Origin of the sequence: Arthrobacter sp. zg.Y820 (assembly GCF_030125555.1) — a bacterium.
GTDB lineage: Bacteria > Actinomycetota > Actinomycetes > Actinomycetales > Micrococcaceae > Arthrobacter_B.
The window spans coordinates 1-19,266 of sequence record NZ_JASKLX010000006.1 but is presented as its reverse complement, the minus strand read 5'-3'; the positions used below and the strand labels follow the sequence as shown (position 1 = coordinate 19,266).

General features: G+C 67.1%; 16 protein-coding genes. 9 read left to right on the top strand and 7 right to left on the bottom strand.

Annotation, left to right across the window (positions count from 1 at the left end):
- The first annotated feature begins 65 nt into the window (after positions 1-65).
- Complete coding sequence (gene aceE, locus QNN99_RS05280) at positions 66-2,804, top strand: pyruvate dehydrogenase (acetyl-transferring), homodimeric type (RefSeq protein ID WP_284015745.1); 2,739 nt, start codon at positions 66-68, stop codon at positions 2,802-2,804.
- 125 nt (positions 2,805-2,929) lie between these two features.
- Here aceE and QNN99_RS05275 read toward each other — a convergent pair whose 3' ends face one another.
- Together QNN99_RS05275 and QNN99_RS05270 are read right to left on the bottom strand one after the other, a co-directional pair.
- Positions 2,930-4,684, bottom strand: a complete 1,755-nt coding sequence (locus QNN99_RS05275) for an HNH endonuclease signature motif containing protein (protein ID WP_229965377.1) — start codon at positions 4,682-4,684, stop codon at positions 2,930-2,932.
- A 262-nt stretch (positions 4,685-4,946) separates the two neighbouring features.
- Positions 4,947-5,639 (bottom strand): FadR/GntR family transcriptional regulator, encoded by a 693-nt coding sequence (locus tag QNN99_RS05270; RefSeq protein WP_229965376.1) that lies wholly within the window; start codon positions 5,637-5,639, stop codon positions 4,947-4,949.
- Between the two features lie 180 nt (positions 5,640-5,819).
- Between QNN99_RS05270 and QNN99_RS05265 the strand changes: the two genes are divergently transcribed.
- From QNN99_RS05265 to fabF, 8 genes are all read left to right on the top strand, one after another.
- On the top strand, positions 5,820-7,181 hold the full coding sequence (locus QNN99_RS05265) for an SLC13 family permease (RefSeq protein ID WP_229965375.1): 1,362 nt from the start codon (positions 5,820-5,822) through the stop codon (positions 7,179-7,181).
- A gap of 60 nt (positions 7,182-7,241) precedes the next feature.
- Positions 7,242-8,501, top strand: coding sequence for a CaiB/BaiF CoA transferase family protein (locus tag QNN99_RS05260; protein WP_229965374.1), 1,260 nt, complete (start codon positions 7,242-7,244; stop codon positions 8,499-8,501).
- Positions 8,498-10,009 (top strand): carboxyl transferase domain-containing protein, encoded by a 1,512-nt coding sequence (locus QNN99_RS05255; protein WP_229965373.1) that lies wholly within the window; start codon positions 8,498-8,500, stop codon positions 10,007-10,009. The genes QNN99_RS05260 and QNN99_RS05255 overlap by 4 nt, the downstream gene beginning before the upstream one ends.
- Before the next feature lie 107 nt (positions 10,010-10,116).
- The gene (locus QNN99_RS05250; protein WP_229965765.1) at positions 10,117-11,310 is read left to right on the top strand and encodes a PucR family transcriptional regulator; all 1,194 of its coding nucleotides are present in this window, start codon (positions 10,117-10,119) and stop codon (positions 11,308-11,310) included.
- 108 nt (positions 11,311-11,418) lie between these two features.
- Positions 11,419-12,390: an ACP S-malonyltransferase gene (locus tag QNN99_RS05245; RefSeq protein WP_229965372.1), complete on the top strand. Its 972-nt coding sequence runs from the start codon at positions 11,419-11,421 to the stop codon at positions 12,388-12,390.
- On the top strand, positions 12,387-13,451 hold the full coding sequence (locus tag QNN99_RS05240; protein ID WP_229965371.1) for a beta-ketoacyl-ACP synthase III: 1,065 nt from the start codon (positions 12,387-12,389) through the stop codon (positions 13,449-13,451). The genes QNN99_RS05245 and QNN99_RS05240 overlap by 4 nt, the downstream gene beginning before the upstream one ends.
- 85 nt (positions 13,452-13,536) lie before the next feature.
- A complete protein-coding gene (locus QNN99_RS05235) occupies positions 13,537-13,782 on the top strand; it encodes an acyl carrier protein (protein ID WP_152217833.1) in 246 nt (81 codons plus the stop codon).
- 93 nt (positions 13,783-13,875) lie between these two features.
- Positions 13,876-15,111, top strand: coding sequence for a beta-ketoacyl-ACP synthase II (fabF, locus tag QNN99_RS05230; RefSeq protein ID WP_229965370.1), 1,236 nt, complete (start codon positions 13,876-13,878; stop codon positions 15,109-15,111).
- A gap of 136 nt (positions 15,112-15,247) precedes the next feature.
- Here the strand turns inward: fabF and QNN99_RS05225 are convergent, their stop codons facing one another.
- From QNN99_RS05225 to QNN99_RS05205, 5 genes are all read right to left on the bottom strand, one after another.
- On the bottom strand, positions 15,248-15,751 hold the full coding sequence (locus tag QNN99_RS05225; protein WP_229965369.1) for a DUF3145 domain-containing protein: 504 nt from the start codon (positions 15,749-15,751) through the stop codon (positions 15,248-15,250).
- 318 nt (positions 15,752-16,069) lie between these two features.
- Entirely contained in the window at positions 16,070-16,957 is an 888-nt protein-coding gene (locus QNN99_RS05220; RefSeq protein WP_229965764.1) for a tyrosine recombinase XerC, read from the bottom strand.
- Between the two features lie 106 nt (positions 16,958-17,063).
- Positions 17,064-17,585, bottom strand: coding sequence for a methylated-DNA--[protein]-cysteine S-methyltransferase (locus QNN99_RS05215; RefSeq protein WP_229965368.1), 522 nt, complete (start codon positions 17,583-17,585; stop codon positions 17,064-17,066).
- Between the two features lie 122 nt (positions 17,586-17,707).
- On the bottom strand, positions 17,708-18,916 hold the full coding sequence (dprA, locus tag QNN99_RS05210; RefSeq protein WP_229965367.1) for a DNA-processing protein DprA: 1,209 nt from the start codon (positions 18,914-18,916) through the stop codon (positions 17,708-17,710).
- A partial coding sequence (locus tag QNN99_RS05205) for a magnesium chelatase subunit ChlI family protein (protein WP_502858707.1) occupies positions 18,913-19,266 on the bottom strand: 354 nt, incomplete at its 5' end. The genes dprA and QNN99_RS05205, both read right to left, overlap by 4 nt.

Below are 19,266 nucleotides of genomic sequence, written 5' to 3'. Positions count from 1 at the left end.
TGAAAGAACCGGATCCCCACAGACGTATTCGTGCAGACGCAATCTGTACATGAAAGAGGTTTGCCGTGGCCGCAGAAGACACAACGGACATCCTGAGCGGGTTAACCAACCAGCTTCCGGACCGTGACCCCGAGGAGACCGCGGAATGGATGCAGTCGCTGGATGAACTGATCCGTTCCCAGGGCACCGAAAGGGCTCAGTACATCATGCGTTCGCTGCTCCAGCGCGCCGGTGCACAGTCAGTGGGCGTACCAATGGTCACCACGACTGATTATGTGAACACCATCCCGGTGGACCAGGAACCGGAATTCCCCGGTGACGAGGAAGTTGAGCGCCGCTACCGCGCTTGGCTGCGCTGGAATGCCGCCATCATGGTGCACCGCGCGCAGCGTCCGGGAATCGGCGTCGGCGGGCACATTTCCACCTACGCAGGTGCTGCAACCCTGTACGAAGTGGGCATGAACCACTTCTTCCGGGGCAAGGATCATCCGGGCGGCGGAGACCAGATTTACTTCCAGGGTCACGCCTCCCCCGGCATGTACGCGCGCGCCTTCCTGGAAGGCCGCCTGTCCGAGGAAGACATGGACGGGTTCCGGCAGGAGAAGTCCCGCGAGGGACACGCCCTGTCCTCCTACCCGCACCCGCGCTCCATGCCCGACTTCTGGGAATTCCCCACGGTGTCAATGGGCATCGGCCCCATGAACGCGATCTATCAGGCCCAGTCCAACCGGTACCTGCAGAACCGCGGAATCAAGGACACATCGGATCAGCATGTCTGGGCTTTCCTGGGCGACGGCGAAATGGACGAGCCCGAGTCGCGCGGCCTGCTCCAGCTGGCTGCCAACGACAAGCTCGACAACCTCACCTTCGTGGTCAACTGCAACCTGCAGCGCCTCGACGGACCGGTGCGCGGCAACGGCAAGATCATGCAGGAACTTGAGGCATTCTTCCGCGGTGCCGGCTGGAACGTCATCAAGGTTGTCTGGGGCCGCGAGTGGGACTCGCTCCTCGAGAAGGACAAGGACGGCTCGCTGGTGGAGATCATGAACTCCACCCCGGACGGCGATTACCAGACCTACAAGGCCGAGAACGGCGGATTCGTCCGCGACCACTTCTTCGGCAAGACCCCTGAGACCAAGGAACTCGTCGCGAACCTCACCGACGAGGAAATCTGGAACCTCAAGCGCGGCGGCCACGACTACCGCAAGGTGTACGCGGCCTACAAGGCAGCCACTGAGTTCAAGGGCAAGCCGACTGTCATCCTGGCCCACACGGTCAAGGGTTACGGCCTGGGCACGCACTTCGAAGGCCGCAACGCCACGCACCAGATGAAGAAGCTGACCCTGGATGACCTGAAGGCCTTCCGCGATCACCTCCGCATCCCGATCAGCGATGAGGACCTCGAGCGCGATCCCTACCAGCCGCCGTACTTCAACCCGGGCGCTGACACTCCCGAGATCCAGTACATGCTGGAACGACGGCGTGAGCTGGGCGGCAACGTCCCGGAGCGCCGGGTCAAGCACGCCCCTCTGGCACTGCCCGGCGACAAGGCCTACGAGGTCGCCAACCGCGGTTCCGGCAAGCAGATGGCCGCCACCACCATGGCCTTCGTGCGCCTGCTCAAGGACCTGATGCGGGACAAGGAGTTCGGCAAGCGGATTGTGCCGATCATTCCGGATGAGGCCCGGACCTTCGGTATGGACTCGTTCTTCCCGACGGCGAAGATCTACAACCCCAAGGGACAGAACTACCTTTCCGTGGACCGCGACCTGGTCCTGGCGTACAAGGAGTCCCCGCAGGGCCAGATCGTGCACGTGGGCATCAACGAAGGAGGCTCCATTGCTGCGTTCACCGCGGCCGGCACCTCCTACGCCACCCACGGCGAGCCGCTGATTCCGGTCTACGTCTTCTACTCGATGTTCGGATTCCAGCGCACCGCAGACTACATCTGGGCGGCTACCGACCAGATGGCCCGCGGCTTCCTGATTTCCGCAACCGCGGGACGGACCACCCTGACCGGCGAGGGCCTGCAGCACGCTGACGGCCACTCCCCGATCCTGGCTTCGACCAACCCGGCTGTGAAGACCTACGACCCGGCTTACGGATACGAGATCGGGCACATCATGCGCCACGGTCTTGAGGAGATGTACGGTCCGGATTCCGAGGATCCGAACGTCATCTACAACATCATGGTTTACAACGAGCCGATCCTGCAGCCGAAGGCTCCCGCTGAGCTGGACGTCGAAGGAATCATCAAGGGCATCTACCTGTTGGCTCCGGCAAAGATCGATGGCCCGCGCGCCCAGCTGCTGGCCTCCGGTGTTGCAGTGCCGTGGGCCCTGGAAGCTCAGCAAATCCTGGCCGATGACTGGGGCGTTTCCGCCGATGTCTGGTCCGTGACGTCGTGGAACGAACTTCGCCGCGATGGCCTGGCCGCCGAGGAAGATGCCTTCCTGCATCCCGACGCCGAGCCCCGCGTGCCGTTCGTGACCAAGCAGCTGGCCGGTGCCACCGGTCCGATTGTCGCGACCACCGACTACATGAAGGCCGTTCCGGACCAGATCCGGCAGTTCGTGCCCAACGAATTCGCCACTCTGGGTGCCGACGACTTCGGGTTTGCCGATACTCGGGCCGCAGCACGCCGGTACTTCAAGATTGATTCGCACTCCATGGTCGTTCGGACCCTGGAAATGCTCGCCCGCCGCGGCGAGGTCGACGCCAGCGCGCCGACTGAAGCGATCAAGAAGTACGACCTGCTCAACGTCAACGCAGGAACCTCCGGCAACGCCGGCGGCGACGCGTAACGTTTGCTGATCTCCTGCTCGCAGGAGTGAAGAAAAGAACCGCCGCATCCGCGGCGGTTCTTTTCTTTTGTCCGGATCCTGACCTTTTGTCTGGATCCTGATCTTTTGCCTGGATCCTGAGGACCCTAGAAGGGTGGCGGGTCGCCTCCGTAGTCGTCCGGATCGTCTTGAGCACTTGGAGCACTCGGAGCACTCGGACCGCCGGGGGCGCTTGGAGCACTGGGGGCGCTTGGAGCGCCGGCATCATTGGCCCGTGATGGATCAACGCCCGTCGTGTTGCCTCCGCGATTCGCCTGGCCACCATTCGCCTTGATACCCGCTTGCAGTCCGCTGGCACCATCACAGGTTTCCTGAGAGCCCTTACCGGTTTCCCGGGACAGGCTCAGTTGCGGTTCCGTGCGGTAACACCTGCCGCCCGGCGAGGTCCACTCAATCACCCCGGGACGAGGCTGCCTGGCCTTCCAGAACCCTTCGGATTTGAACATGTGATGCCGCCGGCACAAATGCTCCAAATTGTCATGATCCGTCGGCCCGCCCCGAGCCCAGGGCTTGGTGTGATCGATCTCGGAAATCACCGCATTGGTCCGGCACCCCGGGAACCGGCAGGTCCCGTCCCGCACCCGCAGAACCCGCTTCAATCCGTCGGGGACCTTCCGCCGTTTCCCGACCCGCAGGATCTCCTCGGTGTCCGGATCGCGTTCCACCGGTGTCCATTTCATGGCCTCGCGGGCCATCCGCCGGGCCGTTACGGGGCTGATCGGTCCGTATCCGTTCAGTTCCGCCGGCTGGTCATCGGCGCCGAAGAGGGTTTCGGCGTTGATCAGCACCAGAATCTCCGTCCGCGCCCGGGGACCATGGCCAATCCGGCAGGACCCGGACCCCTTCCCGGAGCTGGAACCGGAACCGGACCCCTTACGACGGCCCTTGCCCCTCTTGCCGCCGGCACCCGCACCACTGCCGCCGCTGTCTCCGCCCCTCCGACCACGGCCACCTTTGCTGCCTTTGCCACGGCCGCCACCACCGTTTCCGTTGCTGCAGTCGTCCTCGCACTCATGGTCGTGACCGCCCAACAGATCCGTGAGAATGTCCGTGCGCAACTGATCCACCGACCGGGGATCCCCAGCCGCCTGCTCACCCCGAGCCGCAACACTGAGCTGAGTAAAAATCGCTTGGGCTTTCTCGGCCGGCAGCAACGCCGAGAGCCAGGACATCCCGTCCGGCTCCGGACGCACCCACACCGTCCGCTGCTCAAACGCCGTCGCCTGCCGCTGCACAATGGTCTCCGGATAATACTTCTCCCGCAACCGGTGCGCCTTCACCCGGAACTGGGTTCTGGTCTGGCCCGCCGCCATCCCCAGCAACTCCGCCTCGAACCCGGGCAACTCCCCCGGCACCACGCCCACACACTGCTCCACCAAGGTCTCCGCATGCCCGTAACTGATCTGCCCGGACTCCAACGCCTTCAGCGTGGCCGTGTTCCTGGTGCAGAGATCACCGGCCTGACTCATCAACGCCTTGCCCGTACCGGCAGGCACCCCCAGAATGGTCGCTGCTTCCTCCGCAGCGAGACTGAACGCCATCTCCGCGTCCCGCAACCCGGTAACGGACAGCGTCTCGTCCTCGTAAACGGTCTGCAGCCGGGACAGGACCCGAGCCTGCTGCGCCTGCACCCACCGCGACAAATGATTGAGCCGGGCCAACACCGTCCCGGTTTGCTCCTCGGTCAACGACTCCACGTCCTGCAGGACCAGGGATCCGTTCAACCCATTATCAGGCTCACCTCCGGCAACCCCAGGCTCGGCGACAAAGACGAATCGGCTGCAACCTGCAGCCTCACCGCCGGTGCCGGGAGTCCCGGTCGAAGATCCGTTCTGATCCATGACTAAAGCCTTTCACCCGGCACTGACATTTCCGGTTCCAAAGACTCCAAAACAGCCCGAAAACCACCCCGAAACAGCCCCACACAGGCCCTTATCCGGGCAATCAGATACCCGTCTTTTTCACCGAATTACTTGTATCGGCATCAAACCCGCCAATCAGATGAAATGGGCGGCCGGCCAGCGCGCAAGCCAACGCCGTTGGGTTCCGTGCCAGCTCCAGCCAGACGGCCAGCCAGCCAGCCAGCCAGCCAGCCAGAGCAACCTACATCTCGGTTTCGGACACCAGATTGATGTGTGCCTGCATCGCTTCCGCCGCGGCCGCAGGGTCCCCCGCCTGGATGGCATCGGCAATCGCACGGTGGGATTCGAGCGACTGCTCCGGACGTCCGGGCTGACCCAGGGAAGCCAGCCGCGTTTCACGCACCAGCTCGGAAATGAACGTCATCATGGACGCCAAGATCGAGGAGTGCGCCGCGACAGCAACCGCCTGATGAAAGAGCTCATCTCCCTCGGTCCCGCGGCTGCCGTCAGCAATCTCAGCGGCCATGACATCAAGGGCGGCATTAACGGCAGCCAGGTCCTCGGAGGTGCGGCGCTCTGCGGCGAGCGCGGCCAGCTTCACTTCCAGGGTGCTGCGGGCCTCCACGATTTCCGGCATCCGGTCCCGGTGTTCGCGCAGCTCCCGCAGCACTGACGCCACACTGGGCCGATACACCAGGACGGCTCCGGTGCCGTGCTGCACATCAATGACTCCGAGCACCTCCAGAGCCACCAGTGCCTGCGCCAGTGTGGCACGGGAAACCCCCATGCGTTCGGCCAGATCCCGCTCCGCCGGGAGAAGGTCACCGGGACCCAAGCCTGTCGAGGCGATGAACCCCAGAAGCTGCTCCACCAGTCGCTCATACAGCCGGGGCCGTGAAACCCGAACAAACTTGCCGTCACCGCTGCCGGACATGGCCACCTCTCTCTACACTTCACCGGGCGTCCGCGCGGTCGGAATGAGTCTAGCCAGCAATTGACAAGAGGCCCAGAGTCTAAGAGGCTAGTCCAGTGGCGAATGTGGGGTCCGTCACACTTTTTGCACTCCGGCCGCCGACACTGGGCTGGGCCGGGATCTTCGACGTAGGGAACAACGATGTCCGCTCCAATCCTCTCCATCCTGATACTGGTGGCCATGTTCCTCCTGGCCACGGTACTGCCCCTGAACATGGGGGCCCTGGCGTTTGTCGGCGCCTTCCTGCTGGGCTTCGTCTTCCTCGACATGAGCACCGACGACATCCTGGCCAACTTTCCCGGCGGCCTGTTCCTGACGATTGTCGGCGTAACCTACCTCTTCGCCATAGCGCAGAACAACGGCACCATCGATCTGCTTGTCCGCGGAGCTGTTCGACTCGTCGGCAACCGGGTGGCACTGATTCCGTGGATCATGTTCGCCATTACCGCCGTCATCACGGCCGTTGGCGCCCTGTCGCCGGCAGCCGTCGCCATCGTGGCCCCGATCGCCCTCGGCTTTGCAGCCAAGCACAAGATCAACCCCCTGATGATGGGCATGATGGTGGTGCACGGCGCGCAGGCCGGCGGTTTCTCCCCCATCGCCGTGTACGGCGTCACGGTCAACGGCATCATCGGCGCAACGGACCTGGAGTCCAGCCCCTTTGCCGTGTTCATGGCCAGCCTGCTCTTCAACACGTTCATCGCCCTGATCCTGTTCTTCGTCCTGGGCGGCAGCAAACTGCGCAGCAGCACCGCGGGCGGTTTCGTGGAGCAGGTCGCCGAAGCACGGATGAACCTCAGCGCCGCAGGCCGCGCCGACGTGGCCTTCAAGGGCTTCGGCTCCGACATTTACGGCCCGCGTGACCCCGCCGGAGACGGCATCGGGGCCACCAAGACCCGCCGCGAACTGTTCCCGCAGATCGTAACCATCGCAGGGCTGATAGCTCTCGCCGTGATCGCCCTCGGCTTCAAGGTCGACGTCGGTTTTGTCTCCATCACCATCGCCATGATCCTTGCCCTGGTTTCCCCGCAGGCCCAGAAGGGCGCGATCAACAAAATCAGCTGGACCACAGTCCTGCTCATCTGCGGCATGCTCACATTTGTTGGCGTGCTGCAGGAAGCGGGCACCGTCGAGTACGTGTCCGACGCCGTCGTCGGCCTGGGCATGCCGCTGCTGGCCGCCCTGCTCATTTGCTACATCGGCGCCGTCGTCTCGGCCTTTGCCTCCTCCACAGCCATCCTCGCGGCACTGATCCCGCTGGCCGTCCCCTTCCTCGCCTCCGGTGAGATCGGCGCCGTCGGCCTCATCTGCGCACTGGCCGTGTCCTCCACCATCGTGGATGTTTCGCCCTTCTCCACCAACGGCGCCCTGGTGCTGGCCAATGCCCCCGAGGGCCTGGACAAGGACCGCTTCTACAAGCAGATTCTCAGCTACAGCGGAATCATCGTTGTCGCCGGGCCGCTGGTGGCCTGGCTGGTCATGGTGGTGCCCGGCTGGCTCTAAACAGCCGCCGGAACTCCACCCCCCACCGCCGCTACGGCACTCCAATCAGAAGGAACCCTCATGAGCACCACTGAAACCGCCCGCGGTCCGCTGGACGGCTACCTCGTCGTCGACCTCAGCCGCGCCCTGGCCGGCCCCCACGCCGGCATGATGCTCGCCGACCTGGGCGCGCGCGTCATCAAGGTCGAAACCCCCGGCACCGGCGACGACACCCGCAGCTGGGGTCCGCCGTTTGTCGGGCCCGACGACGACCAGCAGGCCACGTACTTCCTGTCCTGCAACCGGAACAAGGAATCGATCAGCCTCGACCTGAAGTCCGACGACGGCGTGGAGGTGCTCCGCGACCTGGTCCGGCGGGCCGATGTCCTGGTGGAGAATTTCCGTCCCGGCGTCCTGGACCGGCTGGGTTTCTCGCCGGAACGGCTGCATGAACTCAACCCCCGGCTGGTGATCCTGTCCATCAGCGGATTTGGCCATGACGGCCCCGAAGCCACCCGCAGCGGTTACGACCAGATTGTCCAGGGAGAGGCCGGCCTGATGTCGCTGACCGGTTCCGGCCCCGAGGACCCCCAGCGCGTCGGCGTGCCCATCGCCGACCTGCTCTCCGGCATGTACGGCGCGTTCGGCCTGCTGGCCGCACTGCTCGAACGCGAGCGCACCGGAAAGGGCCAGGTGGTCCGCACCTCGCTGCTGGCCGCCGTCGTCGGCGTCCATGCCTTCCAGGGCACCCGGCACACCGTCGCCGGCGAGGTGCCCGCAGCACAGGGCAACCACCATCCCTCCATCGCCCCCTACGGCCTCTTCTCCTGCCGCGGCGGCAAGGTCCAGATCAGCGTGGGCAGCGAGAAACTGTGGGAGACCTTTGCGGCGACCTTCGGCATCGACACGTCACGTCCCGAGTTTGCCGGCAACGCGCAGCGGGTCCGCAACCGGAACGCCGTGATCGCCGCGGTCGAGGAGGCCTTCGCGGAGTTCGACGCCGAACCCCTCCTGGAAAAGCTGCGCGCCGCAGGCATCCCCGCCGGCAAGGTGCGCACGCTCGACGAGGTCTACGAGTGGGAGCAGGTCCATTCGCAGGGACTGGTGGTCGACGTCGATCATCCCGTCCTGGGCAAGATCGCCCTGCCCGGCCCTCCCCTGCGGTTCTTCTCCGCCGCCGAAGGCACTGAGACCACCAACCGCGAGCACCAGGCCCCGCCGCTGCTCAACCAGCACGGCAGCGACATCCGCAGCTGGCTGGCCGGCAGCCAGGCGCCCGTGGCCGACAAGGCACCCGCGACCGACCAGGCGCCGACGGCCGATAAGGGAGTGGAAGCGTGAGCGTGCAGGCGAAGCCGCGGCGGCTGAACGCCCGCGGACTGCTGGATCTTGTGGTGGATCCGGGATCGTTCCGCTCCTGGGACGAGCCGGTGGCCTACACCGGTCACAGCGACGCCTACGAGGCCGACCTGGCTGCCGCGCGGGAGAAGACCGGAGAAGATGAATCGGTACTGACCGGTGAAGGACTGGTCCGGGGCCGCCGCGTCGCCCTGGTCGTCTGCGAGTTTGGCTTTCTGGGCGGGTCCATCGGCGTTGCCGCCGCAGACCGGCTGACCGACGCCGTCGAACGCGCCACCCGGGAAGGCCTGCCCCTGCTCGCCGGGCCGGCTTCCGGCGGCACCCGGATGCAGGAAGGCACCCTCGCCTTCCTGTCCATGGTCAAGATCACGGCAGCGCTGCGCCGCCACAAGGAGGCGGGGCTGCCGTACCTGGTGTACCTGCGCCATCCCACCACGGGAGGCGTCATGGCGTCCTGGGGCTCGCTGGGCCACATCACGGTTGCTGAGCCCGGAGCCCTGCTGGGCTTCCTCGGACCGCGCGTTTACCAGTCGCTGTACGGGGAAGCCTTCCCGGAAGGCGTCCAGACGGCGGAGAACCTGCAGGCCCGCGGGCTGGTGGACGCCGTCCTGCGCCCGGAGGAGCTCGCCGAGACCGTTCACCGCGCCCTCTCCATGCTGCTCCCGGGCCCGGTCCTGCCGGTAACCGAACCCGACTCCCTGAACAGTGCACCGGCAGCAGTGCCGGCCTGGGAATCCATCACCATTTCCCGCAACCGGCACCGGCCCGGTGTCCGCCAGCTCCTGCATTTCGGCGCCTCCGACGTCCTGCCCCTGAACGGCACCGGGCAGGGCGAGAAGGATCCGGGCCTGCTGCTGGCGCTGGCGCGCTTCGGGCAGACCGCATGCGTGGTGCTGGGCCAGGACCGGCAGCGCGGATCGGAACAGCCCGCGCTGGGTCCGGCGTCCCTCCGGGAGGCGCGCCGGGGCATGCGGCTGGCCGAAGAACTGAACCTTCCCCTGTTGACGGTGATCGACACCGCCGGCGCAGCACTGTCCAAGGAAGCGGAGGAAGGCGGCCTGGCCGGTGAGATTGCCCGCAGCCTGAATGACCTGGTCGGCCTGAGCTGCCCCACGGTCTCGGTCCTGCTCGGTCAGGGTGCCGGCGGCGGCGCGCTGGCCCTGCTGCCGGCCGACCGCACCATCGCTGCGCAGCACGCCTGGCTCTCCTCGCTGCCGCCCGAGGGCGCAAGCGCCATTGTCTATCGGGACACACTCCACGGTGCGGAAATGGCCGAGGCGCAGGGCGTGACGGTGTCCGCGCTGGCAGCCCACGGCATCGTGGACCACATCGTTCCCGAAGAGCCCGACGCCGCCGCCGAAGCACCGGATTTCTGCCGCCGCATGGCCAAAGCGGTGGAATACGAGCTGGCGTCGCTTCGGACGGAGCCCGCCGCCGAACGGCTGACACAGCGGACCGAGCGGTTCCGCAAACTCGGATCGGTGGGCTGATCCCATACCCCGAGTTGTAGCCTTCACACAAAATGGTGCTTGATCCGCCGACACCGTAAACTCGCTTTATGCCAGTGACTCGCAGCACAGCCTCGCCCCAACCCGGGATGCGTGCCGATCCGGCGGATCCCACCACCGTGGAGCGGCTCAAAGCCAACATCGGAAAGCTCTCCACCGCCACGCTCAAGCAGCTGGACGTGTCACTGCCCTGGTATCGGGGCCTGCGCCCCGATGAACGCTCGGCCCTGGGCATGGTCGCCCAAAAAGGCATCGCCTCGTTCGTGAACTGGTACGAGCGTCCGGCCTCCCCCGCCTGGGTCCTCAGCGATGTCTTCGGCACCGCACCCACCGAACTCACCCGGTCGATCAGCCTGCAGAAGGCGCTGCAGCTGATCCGGGTGGTGGTGCAGGTGGTGGAGGACCGCGTTCCCGAGCTCGCCGACGACGACGTCCAGGGGCAGCTGCGCATCGCCGTCCTGCGCTATTCCCGGGAGGTGGCATTCGCGGCTGCCGATGTCTACGCCCGCGCCGCGGAAACCCGCGGGGCCTGGGACACGCGGCTGGAAGCCCTGGTGGTGGATGCCATTCTGCGCGGTGAGAGTTCGGACGCCCTGCGCTCCCGCATCGCCGCCGTCGGCTGGACCTCCACGGCCCGGATCACCGTAATGGTGGGCAGCTCGCCGTCGGACACCAATGCCTCCTTCGTCAACGAACTGCGCCGCGCCACGGCACGGCTCACCGAGGACGCCCTGGTGGGAATCCAGGGCGAACGGCTCATCCTGGTGCTCGGCGGCTTGGAGGACACCCCCGGCTCCTACGCCCGGCTTGCCGAACTTTTCGGCCCCGGTCCCGTCGTTTACGGCCCGCCCGCCGAGTCCCTGGTCGACGCCGGACCGTCGGCGCAGGCGGCGTTCGCCGGACTCACCGCGGCCCGCGCCTGGCCGGCGGCACCGCGCCCGGTAGCCGCCGACGACCTCTGGCCCGAGCGGGTCATGTCCGGCGACGACAGCGCCCGCCAGGCCCTTGTGCGGAGCATCTACCGGCCGCTGCTCGGCGCCTCCAACGGCCTGGCGGAAACCCTTTCCGCTTACCTGTCGCTCGGGCATTCCCTGGAGGCAACGGCCCGGGAACTCTTTGTCCATGCCAACACGGTCCGCTACCGGCTGCGCCGGGTCTGCGACGTGACCGGCTGGGACCCGATGCTGCCGCGCGAGGCCTTCGTGCTGCAGACCGCCCTCGTGGTGGGCCGCCTGGCGCCGCCCGGAAAAGCGGTCCCGGAGCGCCCGGCCACCCGCTCCTGAGCGGGTTGCATCCATCACCTTCCCTTGTAGACTTCCTACAACTGCTCACACAGAGCTTGGTCTACGCAAACACCCGGTATCTTCCCGACTCTTTGGAAAGCTTGATACGTGCTCGCTATTGTCTGCCCCGGCCAGGGGTCCCAAACGCCAGGTTTCCTTTCTCCGTGGCTGGAATTGCCCGGTGTCCGGGAACATCTCGAAGCCTTGAGCTCCCTCGCAGGTCTGGACCTGATCGCCCACGGCACGGTCTCCGACGAGGAGACCATCAAGGACACGGCAGTGGCCCAGCCGCTGATTGTGGCCGCCGGGCTGATGGCCGCACGGCTGCTGCTGCAGCCGCAGGCGCTGACCGCCTCCACCGTCGTCGCCGGCCACTCCGTCGGGGAAATCACCGCCTCGGCCCTGGCGGGTGCGCTCACCGAAGCCGACGCCCTCATGTTTGTCCGCGAACGCGCCAACGCCATGGCCCGCGCCGCAGCTGACACGCCCACCGGCATGAGCGCCGTTCTGGGCGGCGATCCGGACGAGGTGGCGGCCGCGCTTGCCGCCGCCGGTCTCACGGCAGCAAACGCGAACGGCGGCGGACAGACAGTCGCCGCGGGAACCCTGGAGCAGCTCGCCGCCTTCGCCGCCGCCCCTCCCGCCAAGGCCCGCGTGATTCCGCTGAAGGTAGCAGGCGCCTTCCACACCGCGCACATGGCACCGGCCGTGAGCGTCCTGGAAGCCCTCCGCCCGCAGCTGCGCCCGGCCGCCCCGCGCCCCACTTTGCTTTCGAACTACGACGGCGCCGCCGTCGTCTCCGGCGAAGCCAACCTCGACAGCCTGATCAGCCAGGTCTCCCGGCCCGTGCGCTGGGACCTGTGCATGGAGTCCATGGCCGCCATGGGAGTCACCGGAATGCTGGAACTGCCTCCGGCCGGCACCCTCACCGGCCTGGCCCGCCGCGGACTCAAGGGCCTGCCCACCCTGGCCCTGAAGTCCCCCGAAGACCTCGACGCCGCGCGGGAGTTCATCACCGAACACTCCTCCACGTCCGCCGCAGCAACAGCAGCAACCACCATTGGAGAAGGTAACGCGTGAGCACGCCCACCCTGAAGCAGTCCCCCGTCCACCAGTTCAGCCGCGTCCACGGCATCGGCGCCTTCCGCCCGGACGTCATCGTGAGCAACGAAGATGTCTGCCAGTGGATCGACTCCTCTGATGAGTGGATCCGCCAGCGCACCGGCATCGTCACCCGGCACCGCGCCGACAAGGGCACATCAGTGGTGGACATGGCCGAGGCCGCCGGCCGCGACGCCCTGCAGAGCGCCGGAATCGAGGGCTCCCGGCTGGGCGCCGTCATCGTTTCCACCGTCACGCATCCCTTCGCCACGCCGTCAGCGGCCGCCGAGATCGCGCACCGGCTCGGTGCCTCCCCCGCTCCGGCCTACGACGTGTCCGCCGCCTGCGCGGGCTACTGCTACGGAGTCGCCCAGGCGGATGCCCTGGTCCGCTCCGGCGCCGCCGAGTACGTGCTGGTGATCGGCGTGGAGAAGCTCTCCGACTTCATCGACAACACGGAGCGCACCATCTCGTTCCTGCTCGGTGACGGCGCCGGCGCCGTCGTCGTCGGGCCCTCCGACGCGGCCGGAATCGGCCCCTCCGTCTGGGGCTCGGACGGCAGCAAGTCCAGCACCATCGGCATGACCCATTCCATGCTGGACATCCGCGAACTGTCGCTGGCCGCGGAAACCGACGGCACCGAGGTCGGCGTGTCGGACGTCGCCGCCCGCGACGGCAAGCTGTGGCCGACCCTGCGCCAGGACGGCCAGAGCGTCTTCCGCTGGGCTGTCTGGGAAATGGCGAAGGTCGCCCAGCGCGCGCTGGACGCCGCCGGCGTCACCGCCGAGGACCTTGGCGCGTTTGTACCGCATCAGGCGAACATGCGCATCATCGACGAAATGGCCAAGCAGCTGAAACTGCCCGAGTCCGTCATCATTGCCCGTGACATCGCCGACGCCGGCAACACCTCAGCGGCCTCCATTCCCCTGGCCACGCACCGGCTGCTGAAGGAAAACCCCGAGCTCAGCGGCAAGCTCTCCCTCCAGATCGGCTTCGGCGCAGGCCTGGTCTTCGGCGCACAGGTTATCGTTCTTCCGTAACCTGTCCGTCCCCCAACACCCCACCGTTCCGCGGTTGGACAACCCACGCCGGCTCCTGCCGGCGTCACGAGAAAAAGGAGCCAACATGGCTAGCAACGAAGAAATCCTGGCCGGCCTCGCCGAGATCGTCAACGAGGAAACCGGTCTGGCCCCCGAGTCCGTCGAGCTGGACAAGTCCTTCACCGATGACCTGGACATCGACTCCATCTCCATGATGACCATCGTCGTCAACTCCGAAGAGAAGTTCGGCGTACGCATCCCGGACGAAGAGGTCAAGAACCTGAAGACCGTCGGCGACGCCGTGGACTTCATTTCCAAAGCCCAGGCGTAATCCGCCGGCGGCCGCTGCCCTCGCCGGCGGCGGCCGCCGCGTCAGCGCAGTTTTGCAGTTCCCGCACCACCAACGTCTTCGAGAGAGTGAATCATGGCCCGCAAAGTAGTCATCACCGGTTTGGGTGCCACAACGCCCATCGGCGGAGATGTTCCCACCATGTGGAAGAACGCGCTCAAGGGTGTCGCCGGCGCCCGCACCCTCGAGGACGAGTGGGTGGAAAAGTACAGCCTTCCCGTCACTTTCGCCGCACGCGTCACCACGCCGGCCACCGACGTCCTCTCCCGCGTTGAAGCCAAGCGCATGGATCCCTCCACTCAGTTTGCCGTCGTGGCCGCCCGCGAGGCGTGGGCCGACTCGGGCATCGAAGACGTCGACCATGACCGGCTCGGCGTCTCCTTTGCCACCGGCATCGGCGGCGTCTGGACCCTTCTGGATGCCTGGGACACCCTGCGCGAAAAAGGCCCCCGCCGCGTCCTGCCCATGACCGTTCCCATGCTGATGCCCAACGGCCCCGCCGCCGCCGTCAGCCTGGACCTGGGCGCCCGCGCCGGCGCCCACACCCCGGTGTCCGCGTGCGCCTCCGGCACCGAAGCACTGCACCAGGGACTGGAGCTGATCCGCTCCGGCAAGGCCGACGTCGTCGTCTGCGGCGGTGCCGAAGCCGCCATCCACCCCATGCCGATGGCCGCGTTTGCCTCCATGCAGGCGCTGTCCAAGCGCAACGACGATCCGGAACGCGCCTCGCGTCCCTACGACAAGGACCGCGACGGCTTCGTGATGGGTGAAGGTGCCGGCGCGCTGGTGCTGGAATCCGAGGAGCACGCGCTGGCCCGCGGTGCGCGGATTTACGCCGAGCTGGCCGGGACCGCAGTCACCGCCGACGCGTACCACATCACAGCACCCGACCCCGAGGGGCTGGGCGCCACCCGCGCGCTGAAGGCCGCCCTGGCTGACTCCGGCGCGCAGGCCGAGGACGTGGTGCATGTGAACGCACATGCCACCTCCACCCCTGTCGGTGACCGCCCCGAGTATGCAGCGTTGAAGGCCGCACTGGGCGCCCACGTGGACAACGTTGCGGTGTCGGCAACCAAGTCCCAGACCGGTCACCTGCTGGGCGCTTCCGGCGCCGTGGAAGCCGTGATGGCAGCCATGGCCGTGTCCGACCGTCAGGCTCCGGCCACCATCAACCTGGATAACCAGGATCCGGAAATCCCGCTCGACGTCGTGACGTCCGCCCGGGCCCTGCCCGGCGGGGACATCGTGGTCCTGAGTAACTCCTTCGGTTTCGGCGGGCACAACGCCGTCATCGCCCTGCGCAGCTACTAGGCACCACCAGCGCCAACAACAGCAGCGGCCGTTTCCCGAGGGAATCGGCCGCTGCTGTTATTAACCAGCTATGGTTTGTTTGCTTGTTGCGTGGGCTGCCCCGGCTAGTGGTCTGGCCGGCTGGTGTTCTGCCCGGCTATCCGACCTGGTGCAGCCAGCGGACGTTGGCGCCGTCGCCCGCGTACCGGAAAGGCTCCAGCTCGTCATCCCAGGCCTCCCCCAGCGCAAGGGAAAGCTCGTGGTAGACCGCCGAGGGATCCCCCGCGCCGTTTTCGTAGGCGTACCGGATCCGGTCCTCGGAGACCATGATGTTGCCGTGCACGTCGGTGGCGGCATGGAAAATGCCCAGCTCGGGCGTGTGGCACCACCGGCTCCCGTCAGATCCCGGGCTCTGGTCTTCAGTGACTTCGTAACGAAGGTGCGCCCAGCCGCGCAGGGCCGAGGCCAAGAGCGACCCGGTGCCCTGCGGCCCCGTCCATTCCAGCTCGGTGCGCAGCATGCCCGGGGCAGCGGGCTGAGGGGTCCACTTTAGATCCGTTCGCTTTTCCACGACGGATCCAATGGCCCACTCAATGTGCGGGCACAACGCAGACGGGGCGGAGTGTATGAATAACACGCCGTGGGCCATCACAACAGACATTCCATCCTCCATAGCTGTAGGTACGTCTTCCCCAACGACCTTCAGACCATGTTGAAATGCTCGTGCTGCCTGGTTAATTCAGGACCAGCCTGAAATCACCGCAAACTGCGCTTAGGTTTTTTCTGTGTCTTCCAATTCTTTTAAAGACCCTCATCCGGTGCGGACTTAGCCTTATTGTGCCGCAAGTTTCTGGAATGCGCCAATAATCCTTTCCGGGTGTACCGGCACGGAACACGGCACCGGTATCCGGCCGTCCGGGGCACCGGGCGGGGCACCGGTATCCGGCCGTCCGGGGCACCGGGCGGGGCACCGGCGGGCTCAGGCCCGGGGGTGCGCCTGCTGGTAGCTTGCCCGGAGCCGATCCACAGATACATGGGTGTAGAGCTGGGTGGTTGCCAGTGAGGAATGGCCCAGAATCTCCTGCACCGCCCGCAGGTCAGCACCGCCGTCGAGCAGGTGCGTGGCGGCTGAGTGCCGCAGCGCGTGGGGCCCCGTAGCCCCCGTATCACCCAGGGCCTCAAAGAGTCCGGCCACCACGGAGCGGACCTGCCGCTGGTCCACTCTGCGGCCGCGCTGCCCCAGAAACAGCGCGGGGCCGCTGTCGGCTCCGGCCAGAGCGGGCCTGCCGCGGCGCAGCCAGTCATCGACGGCCGCGGCCGCGGGCTGCCCATAGGGAACAGTGCGTTCCTTGTTGCCCTTGCCGATCACAGTCAGCGTGCGCCGGTCTGGGTTTAGGTCGTCGATGTCCAGACCGGTCAGTTCGCCCACCCGGATGCCGGTGGCATAGAGCAGTTCGACGATGGCCCGGTCCCGGACCGCCAGCGGTCCGCCGTCGACGGCTGCGTCGGCCAGAGCAGTGAACAGCTCGCCGATCTGCCCCGCGCGCAGCACCGCCGGCAGGGTCCGCTCCCGCTTCGGTGCCCGCAGCCGCAGGGCCGGGTCAGTGTCGAGGAGCTCCTCGCGCAGCGCCCACCCGGTAAAGCTGCGGGCGGTAGCGGCCCGGCGGGCCAGTGTTGAGCGTGCTTGGCCGGCCGCACTGAGTTCCCCGAGCCAGCCGCGCAGGATTTCGAGATCTATCCCGGCCAGCGTCCGCACTCCCCCGGCGAGCGCATAGGTCAGCAACTTGGCAACGTCCCCTTCGTAGGCTCGCACTGTGTGCTCGGAACGGCCGCGTTCACTGGTCAGGTAGCGGCTGAACCCGCGCAGGGCCCGGCTGAACTCCGCCGGCCATCCCCCGGCTTCCCCTGTGTCCGTGGGCTCACTGTCGCTCGAAGGTTTCACCCCTTTACTGTCCTCGCATCACGGCGCGACCTCAAGCAGGCACACCGGCGGTGCCGGCGCAATGCACGCGCAGGACGGCGGTGGCCTCGGATGATTCGTGGTCCAGCAGGAAACGCTTCGAGCCGATGCCGGCGGAGTACCCGGTCAGCGCACCCCGGGATCCGACCACCCGATGCGTGGGAATGACGATGTTCAGCGGATTGCGGGACAACGCTGCTCCGACACCGCGTGCCTTTGCGGCATCGCCGAGCCGTATGGCCAGCTCCTTGTAGCTGCAGGTCTGGCCGTACGGAATTGCCGACACCTCGGCCCAAACCCGGCGTTGGAAGTCCGTCCCGCGGGTGTCGAGATCCAGGTCGAAGCAGCAGCGGTGCCCGGCGAAATACTGCTCGAGCTGGCGTTCGACTTCCTCGAAGCCGTCTTCGACGATCCGGCCCAGCCCGTGATCGGCGGCCGGATCGGGAACCCCGGGGAAGACAGCCCGCAGGGCACCCTCGTCGGAGGCCAGGGTGAGGACACCCAGCGGCGTTACGACACTCTTATGGATGCGCATTGTGGTTCCTTTCGTGGATGTGCGGTGGAGCAATGGGTTCTTGGTGCTTTGGGTTCTTGGTGCTTTGGGTTCTTGGTGCTTTGTTGGATTTGCTTGGGGCTTTGCCCGGCGACGGCGACGGCTCATTGGCGGCTCCGTCGCCACGTCTCCGGCCCGTCGCGGACGGCAAGGTCTTCCAGTTCCAGCCGTGCCAGGCCGGCGCGGACCGCCGGAACCGACAGCCCGGCCACCGACGCAAGCTTGTCGACCGGTGATCCGCTGCGCAGCGGCAAAGCATCAAGGAGGAGGATGTCTTCGATCGTGAGCCCGTCATGCACCGCTCCGGGTTCGCCACGCTCCACTTCGGCGGAGGCTGCAGCCGATCCGATGGGACTGCCCAGTTCAACGACCTCGGCTGCGTCTGTCACGCAGACGGCGTTGCCGTCTCGAAGCAGCCGGTGGCAGCCTGCCGAGTTTGCCGAGTACACGGACCCCGGCACCGCACCGACCTCCCGGCCCAGGGCTGCGGCGTGGTGGGCAGTGTTCAGTGCCCCGGAGCGCCAGCGGGCCTCAACCACCACCGTCACGGCGCCGAGCGCTGCGATGATCCTGTTCCGCTGCAGGAACCTCCAGCGGGTGGGGGCGGATCCCGGCGGCACCTCGGACAGCAGGAGTCCGCGACGGGCCACCTCCCGCAGCAGGTCCTCGTTCCCTGCCGGGTAGTAGCGGTCCGCACCGCAGGCCATAACGGCAACAGTGGGCATCCCCGCCGTTCCTCCGGTGGCCAACGCCGCGCGGTGGGCCTGGGCGTCGATGCCGTAGGCGCCTCCGGACACCACGGTCCATCCCCGCGTCACCAGCCCTGCCGCAAGATCTCCTGCCACTGAGGCTCCGTACCCCGTGCTGTCGCGGGAGCCCACGACGGCCGCCGTCCGGCGAAGCACGGGCATTCCAAGGCTCAGATCGCCCCGCACCCACAGGCACAGAGGCATGCCCAACCCCAGGTCGCGCAGGGCTTCCGGCCACCGCGGGTCCTCGGGAATGAGCAGTTCACCCCCCAGACGGCCGATGGTCGCCAAATCGCGGTCCGGCGCCAGGTCAGGAACTCTCGGCGCCCACCGGCTCAGGGCCTCGGGCAGACTGCTGCCCCGCCCCGGGATGCCTGCTGCGGCCAGCTCCTCAGCAACTTCCCGGCGCAGCTCTTTCCCGGCGGGCAGCGTTCCCGTCGCCACCCGCACCGCATCTGCCGGCCCCGCTGCCGCCACGAGAGCCAACCCAACGTTGTCCGATGGCTCGAATAACCGGGACAACGCGGCCCGGCTGCGAAGCAATGCCGTCCGGTCCCCGCTCATGCCAGCGCTCCCTGCTGCCGGAACCCCAGCGCCTGCCCGACGTCGTCAGCACCCGGCGTGTCATGCCCGGCAAGGTCGGCGACGCTCCACGCGACCCGCAGCACCCTGTCATAACCGCGTGCCGTCAGCGTCTGGCGGTCCATGGCGCGGTCCAGTGAGGAGGTGGCCTTCGGCGACGGCCGGAGGGCACCGCGGAGCAGGTTTCCGGCCACCTCGGCATTGGTTTCATAGCCCCAGCCCTTCAACCGCTCGTGCTGGATGCTCCGGGCGGCGGCGACCCGGGCGGGGGGGGGGGGGGGGGGGGGGGGGGGGGCGCCCCCCGCGCCCCCCCCCCCCGGCGCCCCCCCGCG

What these genes read in the sequence shown, in the direction of transcription:
- QNN99_RS05275 (WP_229965377.1), bottom strand. Translation starts at nt 4,684, where the DNA reads ATGGATCAGAACGGATCTTCGACCGGGACTCCCGGCACCGGCGGTGAG.
- QNN99_RS05270 (WP_229965376.1), bottom strand. Translation starts at nt 5,639, where the DNA reads ATGTCCGGCAGCGGTGACGGCAAGTTTGTTCGGGTTTCACGGCCCCGG.
- QNN99_RS05265 (WP_229965375.1), top strand. Translation starts at nt 5,820, where the DNA reads ATGTCCGCTCCAATCCTCTCCATCCTGATACTGGTGGCCATGTTCCTC.
- QNN99_RS05260 (WP_229965374.1), top strand. Translation starts at nt 7,242, where the DNA reads ATGAGCACCACTGAAACCGCCCGCGGTCCGCTGGACGGCTACCTCGTC.
- QNN99_RS05250 (WP_229965765.1), top strand. Translation starts at nt 10,117, where the DNA reads ATGCGTGCCGATCCGGCGGATCCCACCACCGTGGAGCGGCTCAAAGCC.
- QNN99_RS05235 (WP_152217833.1), top strand. Translation starts at nt 13,537, where the DNA reads ATGGCTAGCAACGAAGAAATCCTGGCCGGCCTCGCCGAGATCGTCAAC.
- fabF (WP_229965370.1), top strand. Translation starts at nt 13,876, where the DNA reads ATGGCCCGCAAAGTAGTCATCACCGGTTTGGGTGCCACAACGCCCATC.
- QNN99_RS05225 (WP_229965369.1), bottom strand. Translation starts at nt 15,751, where the DNA reads ATGTCTGTTGTGATGGCCCACGGCGTGTTATTCATACACTCCGCCCCG.
- QNN99_RS05215 (WP_229965368.1), bottom strand. Translation starts at nt 17,585, where the DNA reads ATGCGCATCCATAAGAGTGTCGTAACGCCGCTGGGTGTCCTCACCCTG.
- dprA (WP_229965367.1), bottom strand. Translation starts at nt 18,916, where the DNA reads ATGAGCGGGGACCGGACGGCATTGCTTCGCAGCCGGGCCGCGTTGTCC.